At 61.9% G+C, this 18297-nt stretch carries 18 protein-coding genes; 14 read left to right on the top strand and 4 right to left on the bottom strand.

Annotated elements, in window-relative coordinates; genetic code table 11:
* Window positions 1-5 precede the first annotated feature (5 nt).
* From AC1RNN_RS14540 to AC1RNN_RS14605, 14 genes are read left to right on the top strand one after another with little or no spacing between them, the layout of a single operon-like run.
* Window positions 6-1259 carry an NADH-quinone oxidoreductase subunit D gene (locus AC1RNN_RS14540; protein ID WP_493089941.1) on the top strand — a complete coding sequence of 418 codons (1254 nt, stop codon included), beginning with the start codon at window positions 6-8 and terminating at the stop codon, window positions 1257-1259.
* Window positions 1256-1750 carry an NADH-quinone oxidoreductase subunit NuoE family protein gene (locus AC1RNN_RS14545; protein WP_493089940.1) on the top strand — a complete coding sequence of 165 codons (495 nt, stop codon included), beginning with the start codon at window positions 1256-1258 and terminating at the stop codon, window positions 1748-1750. Before AC1RNN_RS14540 ends, AC1RNN_RS14545 begins: the two co-directional genes overlap by 4 nt.
* Window positions 1750-3102: an NADH-quinone oxidoreductase subunit NuoF gene (gene nuoF / locus AC1RNN_RS14550; RefSeq protein ID WP_493089939.1), complete on the top strand. Its 1353-nt coding sequence runs from the start codon at window positions 1750-1752 to the stop codon at window positions 3100-3102. The genes AC1RNN_RS14545 and nuoF overlap by 1 nt, the downstream gene beginning before the upstream one ends.
* Before the next feature lie 21 nt (window positions 3103-3123).
* Window positions 3124-5271, top strand: coding sequence for an NADH-quinone oxidoreductase subunit NuoG (nuoG, locus tag AC1RNN_RS14555; RefSeq protein ID WP_493089938.1), 2148 nt, complete (start codon window positions 3124-3126; stop codon window positions 5269-5271).
* Window positions 5268-6344, top strand: coding sequence for an NADH-quinone oxidoreductase subunit NuoH (gene nuoH, locus AC1RNN_RS14560; protein WP_493089937.1), 1077 nt, complete (start codon window positions 5268-5270; stop codon window positions 6342-6344). The genes nuoG and nuoH overlap by 4 nt, the downstream gene beginning before the upstream one ends.
* 13 nt (window positions 6345-6357) lie before the next feature.
* Window positions 6358-6879 carry an NADH-quinone oxidoreductase subunit NuoI gene (gene nuoI / locus AC1RNN_RS14565; RefSeq protein WP_493089936.1) on the top strand — a complete coding sequence of 174 codons (522 nt, stop codon included), beginning with the start codon at window positions 6358-6360 and terminating at the stop codon, window positions 6877-6879.
* A gap of 18 nt (window positions 6880-6897) precedes the next feature.
* Window positions 6898-7536, top strand: a complete 639-nt coding sequence (locus AC1RNN_RS14570) for an NADH-quinone oxidoreductase subunit J (protein ID WP_493089935.1) — start codon at window positions 6898-6900, stop codon at window positions 7534-7536.
* The gene (nuoK, locus tag AC1RNN_RS14575) at window positions 7533-7841 is read left to right on the top strand and encodes an NADH-quinone oxidoreductase subunit NuoK (protein WP_493089934.1); all 309 of its coding nucleotides are present in this window, start codon (window positions 7533-7535) and stop codon (window positions 7839-7841) included. Before AC1RNN_RS14570 ends, nuoK begins: the two co-directional genes overlap by 4 nt.
* A 2-nt stretch (window positions 7842-7843) precedes the next feature.
* Window positions 7844-9883: an NADH-quinone oxidoreductase subunit L gene (gene nuoL, locus AC1RNN_RS14580; protein ID WP_493089933.1), complete on the top strand. Its 2040-nt coding sequence runs from the start codon at window positions 7844-7846 to the stop codon at window positions 9881-9883.
* Window positions 9884-9895: 12 nt separating this feature from the next.
* Window positions 9896-11371: an NADH-quinone oxidoreductase subunit M gene (locus tag AC1RNN_RS14585; RefSeq protein WP_493089932.1), complete on the top strand. Its 1476-nt coding sequence runs from the start codon at window positions 9896-9898 to the stop codon at window positions 11369-11371.
* A gap of 23 nt (window positions 11372-11394) precedes the next feature.
* Window positions 11395-12882 (top strand): NADH-quinone oxidoreductase subunit NuoN, encoded by a 1488-nt coding sequence (nuoN, locus tag AC1RNN_RS14590; protein ID WP_493089931.1) that lies wholly within the window; start codon window positions 11395-11397, stop codon window positions 12880-12882.
* Window positions 12883-12906: 24 nt separating this feature from the next.
* Entirely contained in the window at window positions 12907-13206 is a 300-nt protein-coding gene (locus AC1RNN_RS14595) for a DUF2818 family protein (RefSeq protein ID WP_493089930.1), read from the top strand.
* Window positions 13207-13208: 2 nt separating this feature from the next.
* Window positions 13209-13805: an NUDIX domain-containing protein gene (locus AC1RNN_RS14600; protein WP_493089929.1), complete on the top strand. Its 597-nt coding sequence runs from the start codon at window positions 13209-13211 to the stop codon at window positions 13803-13805.
* A 7-nt stretch (window positions 13806-13812) separates the two neighbouring features.
* Window positions 13813-14268, top strand: a complete 456-nt coding sequence (locus AC1RNN_RS14605) for a DUF1178 family protein (protein ID WP_493089928.1) — start codon at window positions 13813-13815, stop codon at window positions 14266-14268.
* 54 nt (window positions 14269-14322) lie between these two features.
* Here the strand turns inward: AC1RNN_RS14605 and AC1RNN_RS14610 are convergent, their stop codons facing one another.
* The 4 genes from AC1RNN_RS14610 to AC1RNN_RS14625 all read right to left on the bottom strand — a co-directional run bounded on the left by AC1RNN_RS14610 (window position 14323) and on the right by AC1RNN_RS14625 (window position 18248).
* Window positions 14323-15639, bottom strand: a complete 1317-nt coding sequence (locus tag AC1RNN_RS14610; protein ID WP_493089927.1) for a Glu/Leu/Phe/Val family dehydrogenase — start codon at window positions 15637-15639, stop codon at window positions 14323-14325.
* Between the two features lie 117 nt (window positions 15640-15756).
* On the bottom strand, window positions 15757-16155 hold the full coding sequence (locus AC1RNN_RS14615; RefSeq protein ID WP_493089926.1) for a hypothetical protein: 399 nt from the start codon (window positions 16153-16155) through the stop codon (window positions 15757-15759).
* Window positions 16156-16179: 24 nt separating this feature from the next.
* Window positions 16180-16374, bottom strand: coding sequence for a hypothetical protein (locus AC1RNN_RS14620; protein ID WP_493089925.1), 195 nt, complete (start codon window positions 16372-16374; stop codon window positions 16180-16182).
* 95 nt (window positions 16375-16469) lie between these two features.
* Complete coding sequence (locus tag AC1RNN_RS14625; RefSeq protein ID WP_493089924.1) at window positions 16470-18248, bottom strand: ABC transporter transmembrane domain-containing protein; 1779 nt, start codon at window positions 18246-18248, stop codon at window positions 16470-16472.
* Window positions 18249-18297 lie beyond the last annotated feature (49 nt).

Raw genomic sequence — 18297 nt, forward strand, 5'->3', positions numbered from 1 at the left:
AATGCATGGCTGAAATCAAGAACTACACCCTGAACTTCGGACCCCAGCACCCAGCAGCCCACGGTGTGCTGCGTCTGGTGCTGGAGCTCGATGGCGAAGTGATCCAGCGCGCCGACCCGCACATCGGCCTGTTGCACCGCGCTACCGAGAAGCTGGCCGAAAGCAAGACCTACATCCAGAGCCTGCCCTATATGGACCGCCTGGACTACGTCTCCATGATGAGCAACGAGCATGCGTACTGCTTGGCCATCGAGAAGCTGTTGGGTATCGACGTGCCGATTCGTGCGCAGTACATCCGTGTGATGTTTGCCGAGATTACGCGCCTGCTCAACCACCTGATGTGGCTGGGCTCGCACGGCAACGACTGCGGCAGCTCCACCATCCTGATCTACACCTTCCGCGAGCGCGAAGACCTGTTCGACATGTACGAGGCCGCCAGCGGCGCGCGCATGCACGCGGCCTACTTCCGTCCGGGTGGCGTCTATCGCGACCTGCCCGACACCATGCCCCAATTCAAGGCGAGCAAGGTGCGCAATGCCAAGGGTGTGGAAGAACTCAACAAGAACCGCCAGGGCTCGCTGCTGGACTTCATTGACGACTTCACGCAGCGCTTCCCGGCCTGCCTGGAGGAGTACCACACACTGCTGACCGAGAACCGCATCTGGAAGCAGCGCACCGTCAACATCGGCATCGTGACACCCGAGCGTGCGCTCAACATGGGTTTCACCGGCCCTATGCTGCGTGGCTCCGGCATCGCTTGGGACCTGCGCAAGAAGCAGCCCTACGACGCCTACGACAAGCTGGACTTCGACATCCCTGTTGGCAAGACCGGTGACGTTTACGACCGCTACTTGGTGCGCATGGAAGAGATGAACCAGTCCAACCGCATCATCAAACAGTGCGTGGACTGGCTCAAGGCCAACCCCGGCCCCGTCATCACCGACAACCACAAGGTGGCGCCGCCCTCGCGCGAATCCATGAAGACCAGCATGGAAGAGCTGATCCACCATTTCAAGTTGTTCACTGAGGGCTTTCGTGTGCCTGAAGGCCAGGCCTACGCCTCGGTGGAGCACCCAAAGGGTGAGTTCGGCATCTACATCGTCAGCGACGGTGCCAACAAACCCTACCGTCTCAAGATCCGTCCCCCGGGCTTTGCCCACCTTGCCGGCTTGAATGAAATGGCGACCGGCCACATGATTGCCGATGCGGTGTCCATCATCGGCACCATGGATATTGTTTTTGGAGAGATTGACCGATGATCTCTGATGCGACCAAGGCACGCTTCGCAAAGGAAGTTGCCAAGTACCCCGACAACGATACGGGCCGCCAGTCAGCGGTGATGGCCTGCTTGGCCATTGTTCAGCAGGAGCTGGGTTTCGTGAGTGCCGAGAGTGAGAAGGTGGTTGCCGACTACCTGCACATGGCGCCCATGGCAGTGCATGAAGTCACCACCTTCTACAACATGTACAACCAGCGTCCGGTGGGCAAGTTCAAGCTCAACGTCTGCACCAATCTGCCCTGTCAGCTGCGCGACGGCCAGAAGGCCTTGCACCACTTGGAGCACAAGCTGGGCATCCACATGGGCGAGACCACGGCCGATGGCATGTTCACGCTGCAGCAAAGCGAATGCTTGGGCGCCTGTGCCGATTCGCCCGTGATGTTGGTCAACGACCGCACCATGTGCAGTTTCATGAGCAATGACAAGCTCGACCAGCTGGTCGACGGTCTGCGCGCGGCGGAGGGCAAGTGATGACCGTAGAGAACGTTCTCTCGCAGTTTCGCGCCACCGGCGTAGAAACCTGCTTCCACGACCGCCACATCAACCCCCAGATCTATGCCGGCCTCAACGGCAGCAACTGGAGCATTAAGGACTATGAAGCGCGCGGCGGCTACCAAGCGCTGCGCAAGATCTTGGGCAAGGATGGCGGCGAAGGCCTGACCCAAGACCAGGTGATTGCCACCGTCAAGGAATCAGCGCTGCGCGGACGCGGTGGCGCAGGCTTCCCTACCGGCCTGAAGTGGAGCTTCATGCCGCGTTCCTTCCCCGGCCAAAAGTACCTGGTCTGCAACTCGGACGAGGGCGAGCCCGGTACCTGCAAGGACCGCGACATTCTGCAATTCAACCCCCACATCGTGATCGAAGGCATGGCCATCGCGGCCTATGCCATGGGCATTAGCGTCGGCTACAACTACATCCACGGTGAAATCTTCGGCAGCTACGAGCGCTTCGAAGCCGCCTTGGAAGAAGCCCGTGCGGCCGGATACCTCGGCAACGCCATCATGGGCAGTGGCTTCAACTTCCAGCTGCATGCAGCGCACGGCTTTGGCGCCTACATCTGCGGTGAAGAAACCGCGCTGCTCGAATCGCTCGAAGGCAAGAAGGGCCAACCGCGCTTCAAGCCGCCGTTCCCGGCCAGCTTTGGCCTCTACGGCAAGCCCACCACCATCAACAACACCGAGACTTTCGCTGCCGTGCCCTGGATCATCCGCAACGGCGGCCAGGCCTACCTCGAATGCGGCAAGCCCAACAACGGCGGCACCAAGATCTTCTCGATCAGCGGTGACGTGGAGCGCCCCGGCAACTACGAAATCCCGATGGGCACGCCGTTCTCCAAGCTGCTCGAGCTCGCCGGTGGCGTGCGCGGTGGCAAGGCGCTCAAGGCGGTGATCCCCGGCGGATCGTCTTCGCCCGTGCTGCCCGCCTCCGTCATGATGGAGTGCACCATGGATTACGACTCCATCTCCAAGGCCGGCTCCATGCTGGGCTCTGGTGCAGTCATCGTCATGGATGAGACGCGTTGTATGGTCAAGGCTCTACAACGCTTGTCTTACTTCTACATGCACGAGTCTTGCGGCCAGTGCACGCCCTGCCGCGAAGGCACAGGTTGGCTCTCGCGTATGGTGGACCGTATCGTCGACGGCCAGGGCCGTCCCAGTGATATGTCCCTCCTGGACAACGTGGCCGAAAACATCATGGGCCGCACCATCTGCGCCCTGGGCGACGCGGCGGCGATGCCAGTGCGCGCCATGATCAAGCATTACCGCCACGAATTTGAGTACCTCGTTGAGCACAAGACCAGCATGGTCGCGGCCTCCGTTTGATCGAGTGAAGCGAGTAAACAGATGATTGAAATCGAACTCGACGGCAAGAAGGTGGAGATCGCCGAAGGCAGCATGGTCATGCATGCGGCTGACAAGGCGGGCACCTACATTCCTCACTTCTGCTACCACAAGAAGCTCAGCATTGCGGCCAACTGCCGCATGTGCCTGGTCGATGTGGAGAAGATGCCCAAGCCCATGCCGGCCTGTGCCACCCCCGTGACCCAGGGCATGATCGTGCGCACCAAGAGCGACAAGGCCATCAAGGCCCAAAAGTCGGTCATGGAATTCCTGCTGATCAACCACCCGCTGGACTGCCCCATCTGCGACCAGGGCGGCGAGTGCCAGCTGCAGGACTTGGCCGTGGGCTATGGCGGATCTGCATCGCGCTACGACGAAGAAAAGCGCGTGGTCTTCCACAAGGATGTGGGCCCGCTGATCTCCATGGAGGAGATGAGCCGCTGTATCCACTGCACTCGTTGCGTACGCTTTGGCCAGGAAGTGGCCGGCGTGATGGAGCTGGGCATGTCGCACCGCGGTGAGCACGCCGAGATCGAGACCTTCATCGGAGACACCGTGGACTCCGAGCTCTCCGGCAACATGATTGACATCTGCCCGGTCGGCGCGCTCACCAGCAAGCCTTTTCGCTACAGTGCCCGCACCTGGGAACTGTCGCGCCGCAAGTCGATCAGCCCGCATGACTCCACCGGTGCCAACCTGATCGTCCAGGTCAAGAACCACAAGGTGTTGCGCGTGGTGCCACTGGAAAATGAGGCCGTCAATGAATGCTGGATCGCCGACCGCGACCGATTCTCCTACGAGTCCCTCAACAGCGACGCACGTCTGGGTAGCCCTATGCTCAAGCAGGGTGGCGAGTGGAAGACCGTGGACTGGCAGACCGCCCTCGAGTACGTGGCCAACGGCCTCAAGCAGATCAAGGCCAACCACGGCGCCGCCAGCATTGGCGCGCTGGTGAGTCCGCACAGCACGCTCGAAGAGCTGTATCTGGCCGGCGCCCTGGTGCGTGGCTTGGGCAGTGACAACATCGACTACCGCCTGCGCAACAGCGAGTTCCCCGCTGCTGCCGGTGTGCGCCACCTGGGCACCTCGATTGCCTCGCTGTCGCAGTTGCAACGCGTGCTGGTCGTGGGCTCCAACCTCCGCAAGGACCATCCCCTATTTGCCCAGCGCATCCGCCAGGCCGCCAAGGTCGGTGGCGTGGTCAGCGCGCTGCTGGCCGAAACGCAGGACTGGGCTCTGCCCATCACCAATCTGTCCATTGCACCTGCCGCCAAGTGGGTGCAGGCGCTGGCCGACATTGCCGTGGCGATTGCCGCAGAGAAGGGCGTTTCGCCCCCGGCCTCTGGCACCGCCACCGCCGTGGCCCAAAGCATTGCCAAGAGCCTGCTCTCTGGCGAGCGCAAGGCTGTGCTGCTGGGCAACGCCGCCGCGCACCACGCCAAGGCCTCCAGCCTGCTGGCCCTGGCCAACTGGATTGGCGAGCAGACCGGCGCCAGCGTCGGTTACCTGACCGAAGCCGCCAACACCGTGGGCGCGCAATGGGCCGGTGCCCAGCCGCTGACCGGTGGCCTAAACGCAGCGCAAATGATGGGCGGTGGCCTCAAGGCAGCACTTCTGCTCAACACCGAACCCGCGTTTGACAGTGCGCTGGGCCGCGACGCCCTGCTGGGCTTGAACCAGGCTGAGATGGTGGTCAGCCTGAACCCTTTTAAGGCCAACCTCGAGATCAGCGATGTGATCCTGCCGATCGCACCGTTCACCGAAACCTCGGGCAGCTTTGTCAACGCCGAAGGCCGTGTGCAGAGTTTCCACGCTGTGGTAAAGCCCGCTGGCGAAGCCCGCCCCGCCTGGAAGGTACTGCGCGTGCTGGCCAACATGCTGGATGTGGCCGGCATGGACTTCGATACCTCGCAAGACGTGCTCAAGGTCTTTGCATCGGAAGCCCAGGGCGATGCCCAGTTCGTGCCCGTCGCACGCCTGAGCAATGCCAGCAGCGCCGCGATTGACCTGCGGGCCGCCGAAGTGGCGCCCGCGGTGGCCGCGATTTACCGGCTTGACGGTTTGGTGCGCCGCGCTAGCTCGCTGCAGCTGACGGCCGATGCGAAGCGCACCCATGCTGAACAGGGTGCCAAGGAAGAGGCTCTGTCATGATCGACACGATTTACAACACCGGCCTGGACCTGATCCCGGCCTCCTGGTGGGCGGGTTTCTTCTGGCCCGTGATCTGGACCCTGCTCAAGATCGTGGTGCTGGTGCTGCCGCTGATGGGTGCCGTGGCCTATCTGACGCTGTGGGAGCGCAAGTTCCTGGGCTGGATGCAGGTGCGCGTGGGCCCCAACCGCGTGGGCCCCTGGGGTCTGCTGCAGCCGATTGCCGACGCGCTGAAGCTGCTCACCAAGGAAATCCTGGTGCCGGCGCAGGCCAACAAGGGCCTGTTCTTCATCGGCCCTATCCTGACCATCATGCCCTCGCTGGCGGCCTGGGCTGTCGTGCCCTTCGGCCCCGAGGTGGCTCTGGCCAATGTGAATGCCGGCCTGCTGTTCATCATGGCCATCACTTCCATGGAAGTCTATGGTGTGGTGATTGCCGGCTGGGCCTCCAACTCCAAGTACGCCTTCCTGGGCGCGCTGCGCGCCTCGGCGCAGATGGTGAGCTATGAAATCGCCATGGGCTTCTGCCTGGTGATCGTGCTCATGGTCTCGGGCAGCATGAACCTGTCCGACATCGTGGCAGGGCAGGGCAAGGGCCAGCTGGCCGCTGCCGGCCTGGGCTTCCTGTCCTGGAACTGGCTGCCGCTGCTGCCCATCTTCGTGGTCTACATCATCTCGGGCCTGGCCGAAACCAACCGCCACCCGTTTGACGTGGTCGAAGGCGAAGCCGAAATCGTGGCCGGCCACATGGTGGAGTACTCCGGCATGTCCTATGCCATGTTCTACCTGGCCGAGTACGCCAATATGTGGCTGATCTCCATCCTGGCCTCCATCATGTTCCTGGGTGGCTGGTTGTCGCCGTTTGCCGCGCTGGACTTCATCCCCGGCTGGATCTGGCTGGGTATCAAGACCTGCGCCATCGTGAGCCTGTTCATCTGGGTGCGCGCCACATTCCCGCGCTTCCGCTACGACCAGATCATGCGTCTGGGTTGGAAGGTGTTCATCCCCGTGACCCTGGTCTGGCTGCTGGTGATCGGCGGCTGGATGCAGACCCCCTTCAACATCTGGAACTGAAGGAGCTGCACTCATGTCCTCCAACTCCGTGGCCCGTGTGCCTTCCGCTTTCTCCCTCAAGGACTTCCTCTACAGCTTCCTTCTGTTGGAGCTGTTCAAGGGCCTGGCCCTGACCGGTCGCTACCTGTTCCGCCGCAAGGTGACTGTGCAGTTCCCCGAGGAGAAGACGCCGCTGTCGCCGCGCTTCCGCGGCCTGCACGCACTGCGTCGCTATGAGAACGGCGAAGAGCGCTGCATCGCCTGCAAGCTCTGCGAGGCCGTGTGCCCCGCCATGGCCATCACCATCGAATCCGATGTGCGGGACGACGGCTCGCGCCGCACCACGCGCTACGACATCGACCTGACCAAGTGCATCTTCTGCGGCTTCTGCGAGGAAAGCTGCCCGGTGGACTCCATCGTCGAAACCCACATCCTGGAATACCACGGCGAAAAGCGCGGTGACCTGTATTTCACCAAGGAGATGCTGTTGGCCGTGGGCGACCGCTATGAGACCGAGATCGCTGCCAACAAGCAGGCCGATGCCAAGTACCGCTGACCAGAAAGTATTTCAATCATGAGTGTTACGACTGGCCTGTTTTACGCCTTTTCCGCGGTGCTGCTCATCGCGGCGTTCAAGGTCATTACCGCACGCAATCCTGTGCATGCAGCCCTGTACCTGGTGCTGACCTTTTTCCAGGCCGCGCTGATCTGGATGCTGCTCAAGGCCGAATTCCTCTCCATCGCCCTGGTGATGGTCTACGTGGGGGCGGTGATGGTGCTGTTCCTCTTCGTGGTGATGATGATGGACATCAATGTGGAGAACCTGCGCATCGGGTTCTGGAAGCATTTCCCGCTTGCGGCCCTGGTGGGCGTGGTGATTGCGCTGGAAATGGCGGCTGTGCTGATGGGCGGCTTCCGCGTCGTGGAAGACCCCTCGCTGCTGCCCGCAGCCGGCACTTCCAACACCAAGGAAATCGGTGTGGCGCTGTTCACCCAGTACCTGTTCCCGCTGGAAGTGGCCGCCGCCATCCTGCTGGTGGCCATGATTGCGGCGATTGCGCTGACGCTGCGCGCTCGCAAGGACAGCAAGTATGTGGACCCGGCCGACCAGGTGCGCGTGAAGTCGCGTGACCGCATGACCGTGGTGAAGATGGCTGCGAGCCAAGTGGCGCCGGCCCCCGTTGCAGACGCTGACGCGGAGAAAAAACAATGACTTTGACCTTAGGCCATTACCTGTCGCTGGGCGCCATGCTGTTTGCGCTGTCGGTGGTGGGCATCTTCCTGAATCGCCGCAACCTCATCGTGCTGCTGATGGCGCTGGAGCTCATGCTGCTGGCCGTGAACACCAACTTCGTGGCCTTTGCCCACTACCTCGGTGACCTGCACGGCCAGATCTTCGTGCTCTTCATCATGACCGTGGCCGCCGCCGAAGCCGCCATCGGCCTCGCCATCCTGGTGCTCTTGTTCCGCAACAAGTCCAGCATCAGCGTCGACGAACTCAACACGCTCAAGGGTTAACTATGTCCCAGACCCTTTCTGCATGCACGCTGCTGGCGGTTCCGTTGGCTCCCTTGGCTGGCTCCGCGCTGGCCGGTATCTTCGGTACCCGCTTTGGCGGCAACTGGATTGGCCGCAAACTCAGCCATACGCTGACGATCCTGGGCGTGTTCATCGCCTTTGTGCTTTCGGCCATGACGCTGTACTCCGTCGCTGTGGACGGTGCGCGCTTCAACGAGACCATCTACACCTGGATGGTGGTGGGCGGCCTCAAGATGGAAGTGGGCTTCCTCGTCGATAGCCTGACCGCCATGATGATGTGCGTAGTCACGTTTGTCTCATTGATGGTCCACCTCTACACCGTGGGCTATATGGAAGAAGACGAAGGCTACAACCGCTTCTTTGCCTACATTTCCCTGTTCACCTTCTCCATGCTCATGCTGGTCATGAGCAACAACCTGCTGCAGCTGTTCTTCGGCTGGGAAGCAGTGGGTCTGGTGTCCTACCTGCTGATCGGCTTCTGGTTCAACAAGCCTACGGCCATTTTCGCCAACATGAAGGCCTTCCTGGTCAACCGTGTCGGTGACTTCGGCTTCATCCTGGGCATTGGCCTGATCCTGGCCTATGCGGGCACACTCAACTACAGCGAAATCTTCGCCAAGTCGAGTGAGCTGTCGCAGCTGGGCTTCCCCGGTACCGACTGGATGCTGATCACCGTTATTTGCATTTGCCTGTTCATTGGTGCCATGGGCAAGTCCGCGCAGTTCCCGCTACACGTCTGGCTGCCCGACTCCATGGAAGGCCCGACCCCGATCTCTGCGCTGATCCACGCTGCCACCATGGTGACGGCCGGCATCTTCATGGTAGCGCGCATGTCGCCCCTGTTCGAACTCAGCGATGCGGCGCTCAACTTCATCCTCGTGGTGGGTTCCATCACGGCGCTGTTCATGGGTTTTCTGGGCATCATCCAGAACGACATCAAGCGCGTGGTGGCTTATTCCACGCTGTCCCAGCTCGGTTACATGACCGTGGCCCTGGGGGCCTCCGCCTACTCGGTGGCGGTGTTCCACCTCATGACCCACGCCTTCTTCAAGGCCCTGCTGTTCCTCGGCGCAGGCTCGGTCATCATGGGCGTGCACCATAATCAGGACATCCGATGGATGGGCGGCTTGCGCAAGTACATGCCTATCACCTGGATCACCTCGCTGCTGGGTTCGCTGGCGCTGATCGGTACACCGCTGTTCGCAGGCTTCTACTCCAAGGACAGCATCATCGAAGCCGTGCACGAAAGCCATCTGCCGGCCGCCGGTTTTGCCAACTTTGCGGTACTCGCAGGCGTGTTTGTCACGGCCTTTTACTCCTTCCGCATGTACTTCCTGGTGTTCCACGGCAAAGAGCGCTTTGACCAGAACCCCGACGCACACCATGACGACCACCACCATGATGATCATGGCGATCATGGCGATCATGGCCACCATGACCACCACCCGCACGAGTCGCCTTGGGTGGTGACCGTGCCCCTGGTGCTGCTGGCCATCCCTTCCGTGGTGATTGGCTACCTAGGCATCGGCCCTATGTTGTATGGCGACTTCTTCAAGGGCGTGATCCACATCAACCTCGAGAAGCACCCCGCGATGGAGGAAATGGCGCAAGCCTTCCACGGTCCGGCTGCCATGGCGCTGCATGCCTTCTCCACGGCACCATTCTGGTTGGCCCTGGCTGGGGTGGTTACAGCCTATCTGATGTACATAGTGTTCCCGGCCGTGCCTGCGACCATCAAGCGCAATGTGATGCCCATCTACACATTGCTGGAAAACAAGTACTACCTCGACTGGATCAACGAGAACATCCTAGCGCGCGGCGCGCGTGCCTTGGGTACCGGCCTTTGGAAGGGCGGTGACCAAGCTGTGATCGATGGTACCTTGGTCAATGGTTCCTGGAAGCTGGTGGGTAAGGTCTCCGACTTCGTCCGCAAGGGCCAGTCCGGCTACCTCTATCACTATGCGCTGGTCATGATCCTCGGCGTGTTCGTGCTGATGACGTACTTCGTTTGGCTCAAGTAGGAGAAAAATAAAATGGGTTTGTTGAGCCTCGCTATCTGGACTCCCATCGCCTTCGGCTCCGTGCTGTTGGCGCTGGGCCGTGACGAGCACGCCAAGGTCGTGCGCTGGATTGCCCTGGTTGGCGCCGTCGTCAGTTTCCTGGTGACGTTGCCGCTGTACGGCCAGTTCGACACCGGCACGGCTGCCATGCAGTTCGTTGAGAAGGCCGGCTGGATCAGCCGCTTCAACGTGAACTACCACCTTGGTGTGGACGGCATCTCCTTCTGGTTCGTGCTGCTGACCGCCTTCATCACGGTCATCGTGGTGATCGCCGCCTGGGAAGTCATCACCCAGCGCGTCAACCAGTACATGGGCGCCTTCCTGATCCTGAGTGGCCTCATGATCGGCGTGTTCTGCGCGCTCGATGGTCTGTTGTTTTACGTCTTCTTCGAAGCGACGCTGATCCCGATGTACCTCATCATCGGGATCTGGGGCGGCCCGAACAAGATCTATGCGGCATTCAAGTTCTTCCTCTACACCTTGCTCGGCTCGCTGCTGATGCTGGTGGCGCTGATTTACCTCTACACCAAGTCCGGTGGCAGCTTCGACATCGCCACCTGGCACGCACTGCCCCTGGGCAGCACTGCGCAGACCCTGCTGTTCTTCGCCTTTTTCGCGGCCTTTGCCGTCAAGGTTCCGATGTGGCCGGTCCACACCTGGTTGCCCGATGTGCACGTGGAAGCTCCCACCGGCGGTTCCGCCGTGCTGGCCGCCATCATGCTCAAGCTCGGTGCCTATGGCTTCCTGCGCTTCTCCATGCCCATCGCCCCCGATGCCGCGCATGAATGGGGTGCCTTCATGATCGCGCTGTCGCTGATCGCCGTGGTCTATGTGGGTCTGGTTGCCATGGTGCAGCAGGACATGAAAAAGCTGGTGGCCTACTCCTCGGTCGCACACATGGGCTTTGTCACCCTGGGCTTCTTCATCTTCAACGATCTGGGCGTCTCCGGCGCGCTGGTGCAGATGATTGCGCACGGCTTTGTGTCGGGCGCCATGTTCCTCTCCATTGGTGTGCTGTATGACCGCGTGCATTCGCGTGAGATCGCCAGCTACGGCGGTGTGGTCAACACCATGCCCAAGTTCGCGGCTTTTGCGCTTTTGTTCGCCATGGCCAATTGCGGCCTGCCGGGCACAGCCGGTTTCGTGGGCGAGTGGATGGTCATCCTGGGTGCCGTGAAGTTCAACTTCTGGATCGGCTTTGCCGCCGCCAGCGCGCTGATCTTTGGTGCGGCTTACACGCTGTGGATGTTCAAGCGCGTCTACCTGGGCCCCGTCACCAACGACGATGTGAAATCGCTGGAAGACATCAATGCACGCGAGTTCCTCATGCTGGCGCTGCTGGCGCTGGCCGTGCTCTACATGGGCTTGCACCCCAAGCCCTTTACCGACGTGATGGACGTGTCCGTGGCTGAGCTGCTCAAGCACGTGGCCGTGTCCAAGCTGAACTGATCAACTGAATTGCGAGACGAACGATGATAGACAAACTCAGTTTGATCACAGTCCTGCCCGAGATCGTCCTATTGGTCATGGCCTGCGCCATCGCCCTGATCGATCTGCGAGTGAAATCCCCGCTGCGCGGTGTGACGCATGCTCTGACTCTGTTGACCTTGGGTGCGGTGGCGCTGCTGCAGGCTTGCTACGCCAGTACGGGTGCGACGCAGTACGCATTTGGCAATATGGTCATCAGCGACTCCATGGGCAACTGGCTCAAGTGCTTTGCCACGCTGGCTGTCATGGTGACCCTGGTGTATGGCCGCCCCTATGCGGCCCAGCGCGACATGCTGCGCGGTGGCGAACTGTTCACGCTGAGCATCTTTGCGCTGCTGGGCATGTTTGTGATGATCTCGGGCAACAACTTCCTGGTCATCTACATGGGCTTGGAACTGCTGACACTCTCCAGCTACGCGCTGGTGGCCTTGCGCCGCGACAACGTGGCCGCTACCGAAGCCGCCATGAAGTACTTTGTGCTGGGTGCCATGGCCTCGGGCTTTCTGCTCTATGGCATGTCCATGCTGTATGGCGCGACCGGCTCACTCGATGTGAATGAAGTGTTCAAGGCCATCGCCTCCGGCCAGATCCGCCATATGGTGCTGGTGTTTGGCTTGGTCTTCCTGGTTGCCGGTCTGGCTTTCAAGCTTGGTGTCGTGCCCTTCCACATGTGGATTCCCGACGTTTATCACGGCGCCCCCACGGCTGCCACCCTGATGATCGGTGGCGCACCCAAGCTGGCGGCGTTTGCCATAGTCATGCGCCTGTTGGTGGAGGGCATGCTGCCTCTGGCTGGCGATTGGCAGCAGATGCTCATGGTGCTCTCCGTCGGTTCGCTGCTGGTGGGCAACCTGGCCGCCATTGCACAAACCAATATCAAGCGCATGCTGGCTTTCTCCACGATCGCACAAATGGGGTTTGTGCTGCTGGGTCTGCTCTCTGGTGTGGTCAATGGCAATACTGCTCTGGGCGCCAATGCATACAGTTCGGCCATGTTCTATGTGGTGAGCTATGTGCTGACCACGCTTGCCACTTTCGGTGTCATCCTGTTGCTGTCGCGTGAAGGCTTCGAGAGTGAAGAGATTGCCGACTTTGCCGGCCTGAACCAACGCAGCCCGCTGTATGCCGCTGTCATGGCCGTCTGTCTGTTCTCGCTTGCCGGCATTCCGCCCATGATTGGCTTCTACGCCAAGCTGTCGGTGCTGCAGGCCCTGATCGCCTCGGGCGAGAGCCTGTATCTGGCGCTGGCCGTGTTCTCGGTGCTGATGTCTTTGGTGGGTGCCTTCTACTATCTGCGCGTCATCAAGGTCATGTACTTTGACGAACCCATTACGGCGACCACCGTCAATGCGCCAGCTGATGTGCGCGCTGTACTCTGCGCAAACGGTGCCTTGGTGCTTGTACTTGGCGTGTTCCCCAGTGGCTTGATGGCCGTGTGTGCGAACTCCGTGCGCCAGATGCTGGGCAGTTAAGCGGCCAGAGGGCCCGCTACGGGTATGAGCAATAGCGTTGCGGTGTATCTGGTGGTAGGCATGGCCCTACTGCTGGCCAATTTGCCTTTTTTCACTGAGCGCCTGTTCTGTGCCTTCGCGTTGGCGCAACGCAAGTCGATTGCGCTGCGCCTGCTCGAACTCATCATTGGCTACTTGTTGGCTGGCCTCATCGGCCTGGCGCTGGAACACCGCGCCGGCCAGATTAGTCCCCAAGGCTGGGAGTTCTATGCCATCACGGCTGCGCTCTTCCTTACCTTTGCCTTCCCGGGCTTTGTTTATCGTTACCTGCTGAAGCGCGCCTGAGCATGCACGACGACGCGCACCTCGTGGAACGCCAGGCGTCCAGCGAAGAAATTCTCAAAGGCCATTTTCTGCACGCCTTCCGCGACCGGGTGGTGCTGCCCAATGGCAAGCAGGCGGTACGCGAATACGTGCGCCACCCCGGCGCCGTCATGGTGATTCCGTTGCTGGATGACGGTGCAGGGAACATCCGCCTGGTGTTGGAGCGTCAGTACCGCTACCCCATAGGCCAGGTGATGCTGGAGTTTCCGGCCGGCAAACGTGACGATGGCGAGGACCTGCAACGCTGCGCGCAGCGCGAGTTGCTCGAAGAAACCGGTTACACCGCCGGGCAATGGGCCCATGCGGGTGTTATGCACCCGGTGATTGCTTACTCCACCGAATTTATCGACATCTGGTTTGCGCGCGATTTGCAACCCGGTACACGCAAGCTCGACGAAGGCGAGTTCCTTGACGTGCTCAGCGCCACACCCCAGGAGTTGTTGCAATGGTGCCAGCAAGGCCGTGTGACTGACGCCAAGACCCTGGCCGGTGCGCTCTGGGTACAGAACGTGCTGCAGGGTAACTGGTTGCTGGACTGGCAGGCACCGCTGCCCCTGTGAGTCCGACATGAAGGTTCTGGATTTGCAGTGCAGTCACCAGCACCCGTTTGAGGGCTGGTTCGCCTCAGAGTCTGACTTCGTCGCGCAATGCGAGCGCGGTCTCGTGCAGTGTCCGGTCTGCGCCGATCCCCAGGTCGTCAAGAAACTCAGCGCGCCGCGCCTCAACCTGTCCGGTGCGCGCGAACCGCAAGCAGTCGCCGCTCCCGAAAAACCGGCCAGCAAGGATGATGTGAGCGGCGCGCTGGCCGCTGCCTGGATGGCCGTGGGCCGCCAGCTCATCGCGAATACGACTGATGTGGGCGACCGGTTCGCCGAAGAGGCGCGCAAGATGCACTACGGCGAAACCGATGTGCGTGGCATTCGCGGTCAAGCCAGCCTCGAGCAGGCGCGTGAACTGGCGGAGGAGGGCATTGAGGTCGTGCCCTTTGTGCTGCCCGACGCGCTTAAAGGTCCGCTTCAGTAAAAAGGCCCAAGCCCCTTTGAAAAGGCTTGGGCCGCATGCACGGGGCTTTGGCAATCAGGGGTAGAGACCACGCAGCTCGCGCGAATGCAGGATGCGCTGGCAGGCCACGATGAAGGTGGCGGTGCGCAGGCTCACCTTGTGTTCCTGGGCGATCTGCCAGACGCCGGCAAAGGCATCTTGCATGATGCGCACCAGACGGGCGTTGATCTCGTCTTCGCTCCAGAAGAAGCTGGAGAAATCCTGCACCCACTCGAAGTAGCTCACTGTCACGCCGCCGGCGTTGGCAATCACGTCGGGTAGTACCAGCACGCCCTTGTCGGCGAGGATGTCGTCGGCCTCGGGCGTCGTGGGGCCGTTGGCGCCTTCGATGACCAGCTTGGCCTTGACCTTGCCTGCGTTGTGCTTGGTGATCTGGCCTTCGAGTGCGGCGGGGATCAGGATTTCGCAGTCCACGCCCCAGAACTCTTCGGAGGACATGGTATCGGCGCCAGTGAAGCCGCCCACGCCGCCACGGATCTTCACGTGCGCCAGCAGCGCCGGCACGTCCAGGCCTTTGCCATTGAAGATAGTGCCGGTATGGTCTTGTACCGCAACCACCTTGGCGCCTGCTTCGGCAAACAGCTTGCCGGCGATGCCGCCCACATTGCCAAAGCCCTGCACGGCCACGCGTGCGCCTTCGATGGTCAACCCCGTGCGCTTGGCAGCTTCCACACCCACGGTAAACACACCGCGGCCTGTGGCTTCCACGCGGCCCAGGGAACCACCCAGGTCCACCGGCTTGCCGGTGACCACGCCGGTGGCGGTGGAGCCCACGTTCATGGAGTAGGTGTCCATCATCCAGGCCATGATCTGGCCGTCGGTGTTCACATCGGGGGCTGGAATGTCCTTGGAGGGTCCGATGATGATGCCGATCTCACTGGTGTAGCGGCGAGTCAGGCGCTCGAGTTCACCGCGCGACAGGGTCTTGGGGTCCACGCGGATACCGCCCTTGGCGCCGCCGTAGGGCACGTTCACGGCCGCGTTCTTGATGGACATCCATGCGGACAACGCCATCACTTCGGACAGTGTCACGTCCTGGTGGAACCGCACGCCACCCTTGCCGGGGCCGCGGCTGGTGTTGTGTTGCACGCGGTAGCCTTCAAAGTGGGCGATGGTGCCGTTGTCGAGTTCGATGGGCACGTCCACGATCAGCGCGCGCTTGGGGCGTTTGAGGGTTTCGGCCCAGCGGGCCAGGTGGCCCAGGTAGGGAGTGACGCGGTCCACCTGTTGCAGGTATATGCCCCAGGGACCGAGGTGATCGGCCTGGAGGTAGGACGGCAGCGCGTGGGTGGGCACTGCGGAAGTTGCCGGGTTGGCTTGGGTTTGCGACATGAAATCTCCTTGTAACTCGTCGTGGTTCGCAATGTAGGCTTGCCGCGACGGCCTGTCCAAGGCCACTTCATTTGCAAACTATGCAAAAAATTAATAAAGAGACGTTTTGGCCTGCAATCAGGCGCTGAGGTTCAGGATGCGTCCGGTCGCCTGTCCTTGGGCATTGAGTACAGGCGCAGCCGCGGCGTCTTCTTTGAGTGCGTTGCCCTGGGCGGCAAATTTCGCGCTGGTGGCCGTGTACATGCGTTCCAGAAAGGTCTGGGTCGCCACCGGTACCGCCGATGTGGAGCTGCGCAGGGCGCTGGTGTAGGTGCTGTCGCTGGCGGTGTTGTTGAGCTTGCGCGCCTTGTCGTTGCGCTCCTGCGCGTCGCGTTCGGCCTCATCCGCCTGGGCACGCAGGTCCTGGGCGCGGTCTTCGGCCGAATCGGCCTCGCGCCGGGCCTGCTCGATGCGTGCCTTGCTCAGCGTCAGGGATAGAGAGGGCGTGCTCGAGTTGGTCGCGGTGATGGCAGGCATGGCCGCAAACTCCGCTGGCGGTGCTCAGGCTGTGACGTTGAGCAGGCGGCCCGTGGTCTGGCCCTGGCTGTTCACCACAGGCTTGGCTTGCTCGGTCTTGCGCGTTTCTGCCTGCTTGGCCTGGGTGTCGCGCTCTTCGGTCTTGCGTGTGTCGTCGTTGCGCTTGAGCAGGGCCTGGGCCTGCTGCACTTGCTGGGTCTTGGCTTTGCTGACGTCCATGCGAATCTCCGGCGAGGGGTAGGCCACGATTTTAGGCGGCGAAGCCCCGCTTTTCAATGCTTTGGCGGGTTGTTGCTGTGCTAGGGCACAGCCGCTCAGGCATTGAACTGCAGCGCCGCCAGCCCTGCGTAGACGCCGCCGCGGGCCACCAGCTCGGCATGGGTGCCTTGCTCCACCAGCCGGCCATGGTCCAGCACCACGATCAGATCGGCCTTCTGCACCGTGGCCAGGCGGTGGGCGATGACCAGTGTGGTGCGGTTGCGCATGGCGCTCTCCAGCGCGGCCTGCACCATGCGTTCGCTCTCGGCGTCCAGCGCGCTGGTGGCCTCGTCCAGCAGCAGCAGAGGCGGGTTCTTCAGCATGGCGCGTGCGATGGCGATGCGCTGGCGCTGCCCGCCCGAGAGGCGCACGCCGCGTTCGCCCAGAAAGGTGTCGTAGCCCTCCGGCAGGGCGCTGATGAACTCATGGGCAAATGCGGCCTGGGCGGCGGCTTTCACTTCGGCATCTGTCGCGTCGGGCTTGCCGTAGCGGATGTTTTCCAGCGCGCTGCTGGAGAAGATGACGGCGTCTTGCGGAACGATGCCCACGCGCTGGCGCAGCGCCTGCAGCGACTGCTGGCGTGTCTCCACGCCATCCAGCTGGATGCTGCCGCCTTGCGGGTCGTAGTAGCGCAGCAGCAACTGGAACACCGTGCTCTTGCCCGCGCCGCTGGGGCCGACGATGGCCACGGTCTGGCCGGGCTGCACGTCCAGGCTGAACTGCTGCAGCGCCGCTTGCTGCGGGCGGGATGGGTAGTGAAAGTCGATTGCTTCGAATTTAATAGCGCTTCCCGCAGAAGGCATGGGGGCCAGGGCCGGTTTTTCGGGTGAAGTGATGGGCGACTGGCTGTGCAGCAGCTCCATCAGGCGCTCGGTGGCACCAGCGGCACGCAGCAGGTCGCCATAGACCTCGCCCAACACCGCAAAGGCGCTGGCCAGGATGATCACGTACACCACGGTCTGCCCCAGGTGGCCGGCCGTGATGCGGCCCTCGGCCACGGCCTGGGTGCCCTGGTACAGGCCCCAGAGCAGGGCGGCACTGGTGGCGATGATGATGAAGGCAACCAGCATGGAGCGCATGCGGCTGCGCTTGGTGGCGGTGTCAAAGGCGTTGTCGGTGGAGGTGATGAAGCGTGCGGTTTCGCGCCCTTCGGCGGTGTAGCTCTGCACCACGGGGATGGCGTTGAGTACCTCGGCCGCGATGGCGCTGGAGTCGGCCACGCGGTCCTGGCTGGCGCGCGAGAGCTTGCGCACGCGCCGGCCAAACCAGATGCTGGGCAGCACGATGAGCACCAGCCCGGCCAGCACCTGCAGCATCACGAAAGGGTTGGTCCAGACCAGCACGGCCAGTGCGCCAATGCCCATGACGGCGTTGCGCAGGCCCATGGAGAGCGAGGAGCCGACCACGGTCTGTACCAGCGTCGTGTCCGCCGAGAGGCGCGAGAGCACCTCGCCGGTCTGTGTGGTCTCAAAAAACTCGGGGCTTTGCTGGAGCACATGGCCGTAGACCGCGTTGCGTAGGTCGGCCGTGACACGCTCGCCCAGCCAGCTCACCATGTAGAAGCGGGCCGCAGAAAACACGCCCAGTGCCACGGCCACGGCAAACAGGACCGCAAAGTGCTCGCGCAATGCCATCATTTGCGCTCCCTTGTCGGCCTGCACCAGTCCGCCGTCGATCAGGCTGCGCAGCGCCACGGGGAAGGCCAGCGTAGCGACCGCTGCCAGCACCAGAAACACCAGCGCCATGCCGATGCGCCAGCGGTAGGGATGCAAAAAGGGCAGCAAGCCGGAGAGGGACTGCGGGCTGGAGGCTTTGGGGCGGTCGGAAGAACTCATGGCGGCTTAGTTGGGGGTGAGGGCGGCAGAGGCAAGGTGGCTGGAGAAA

The organism is Rhodoferax sp. GW822-FHT02D07, assembly GCF_058802405.1.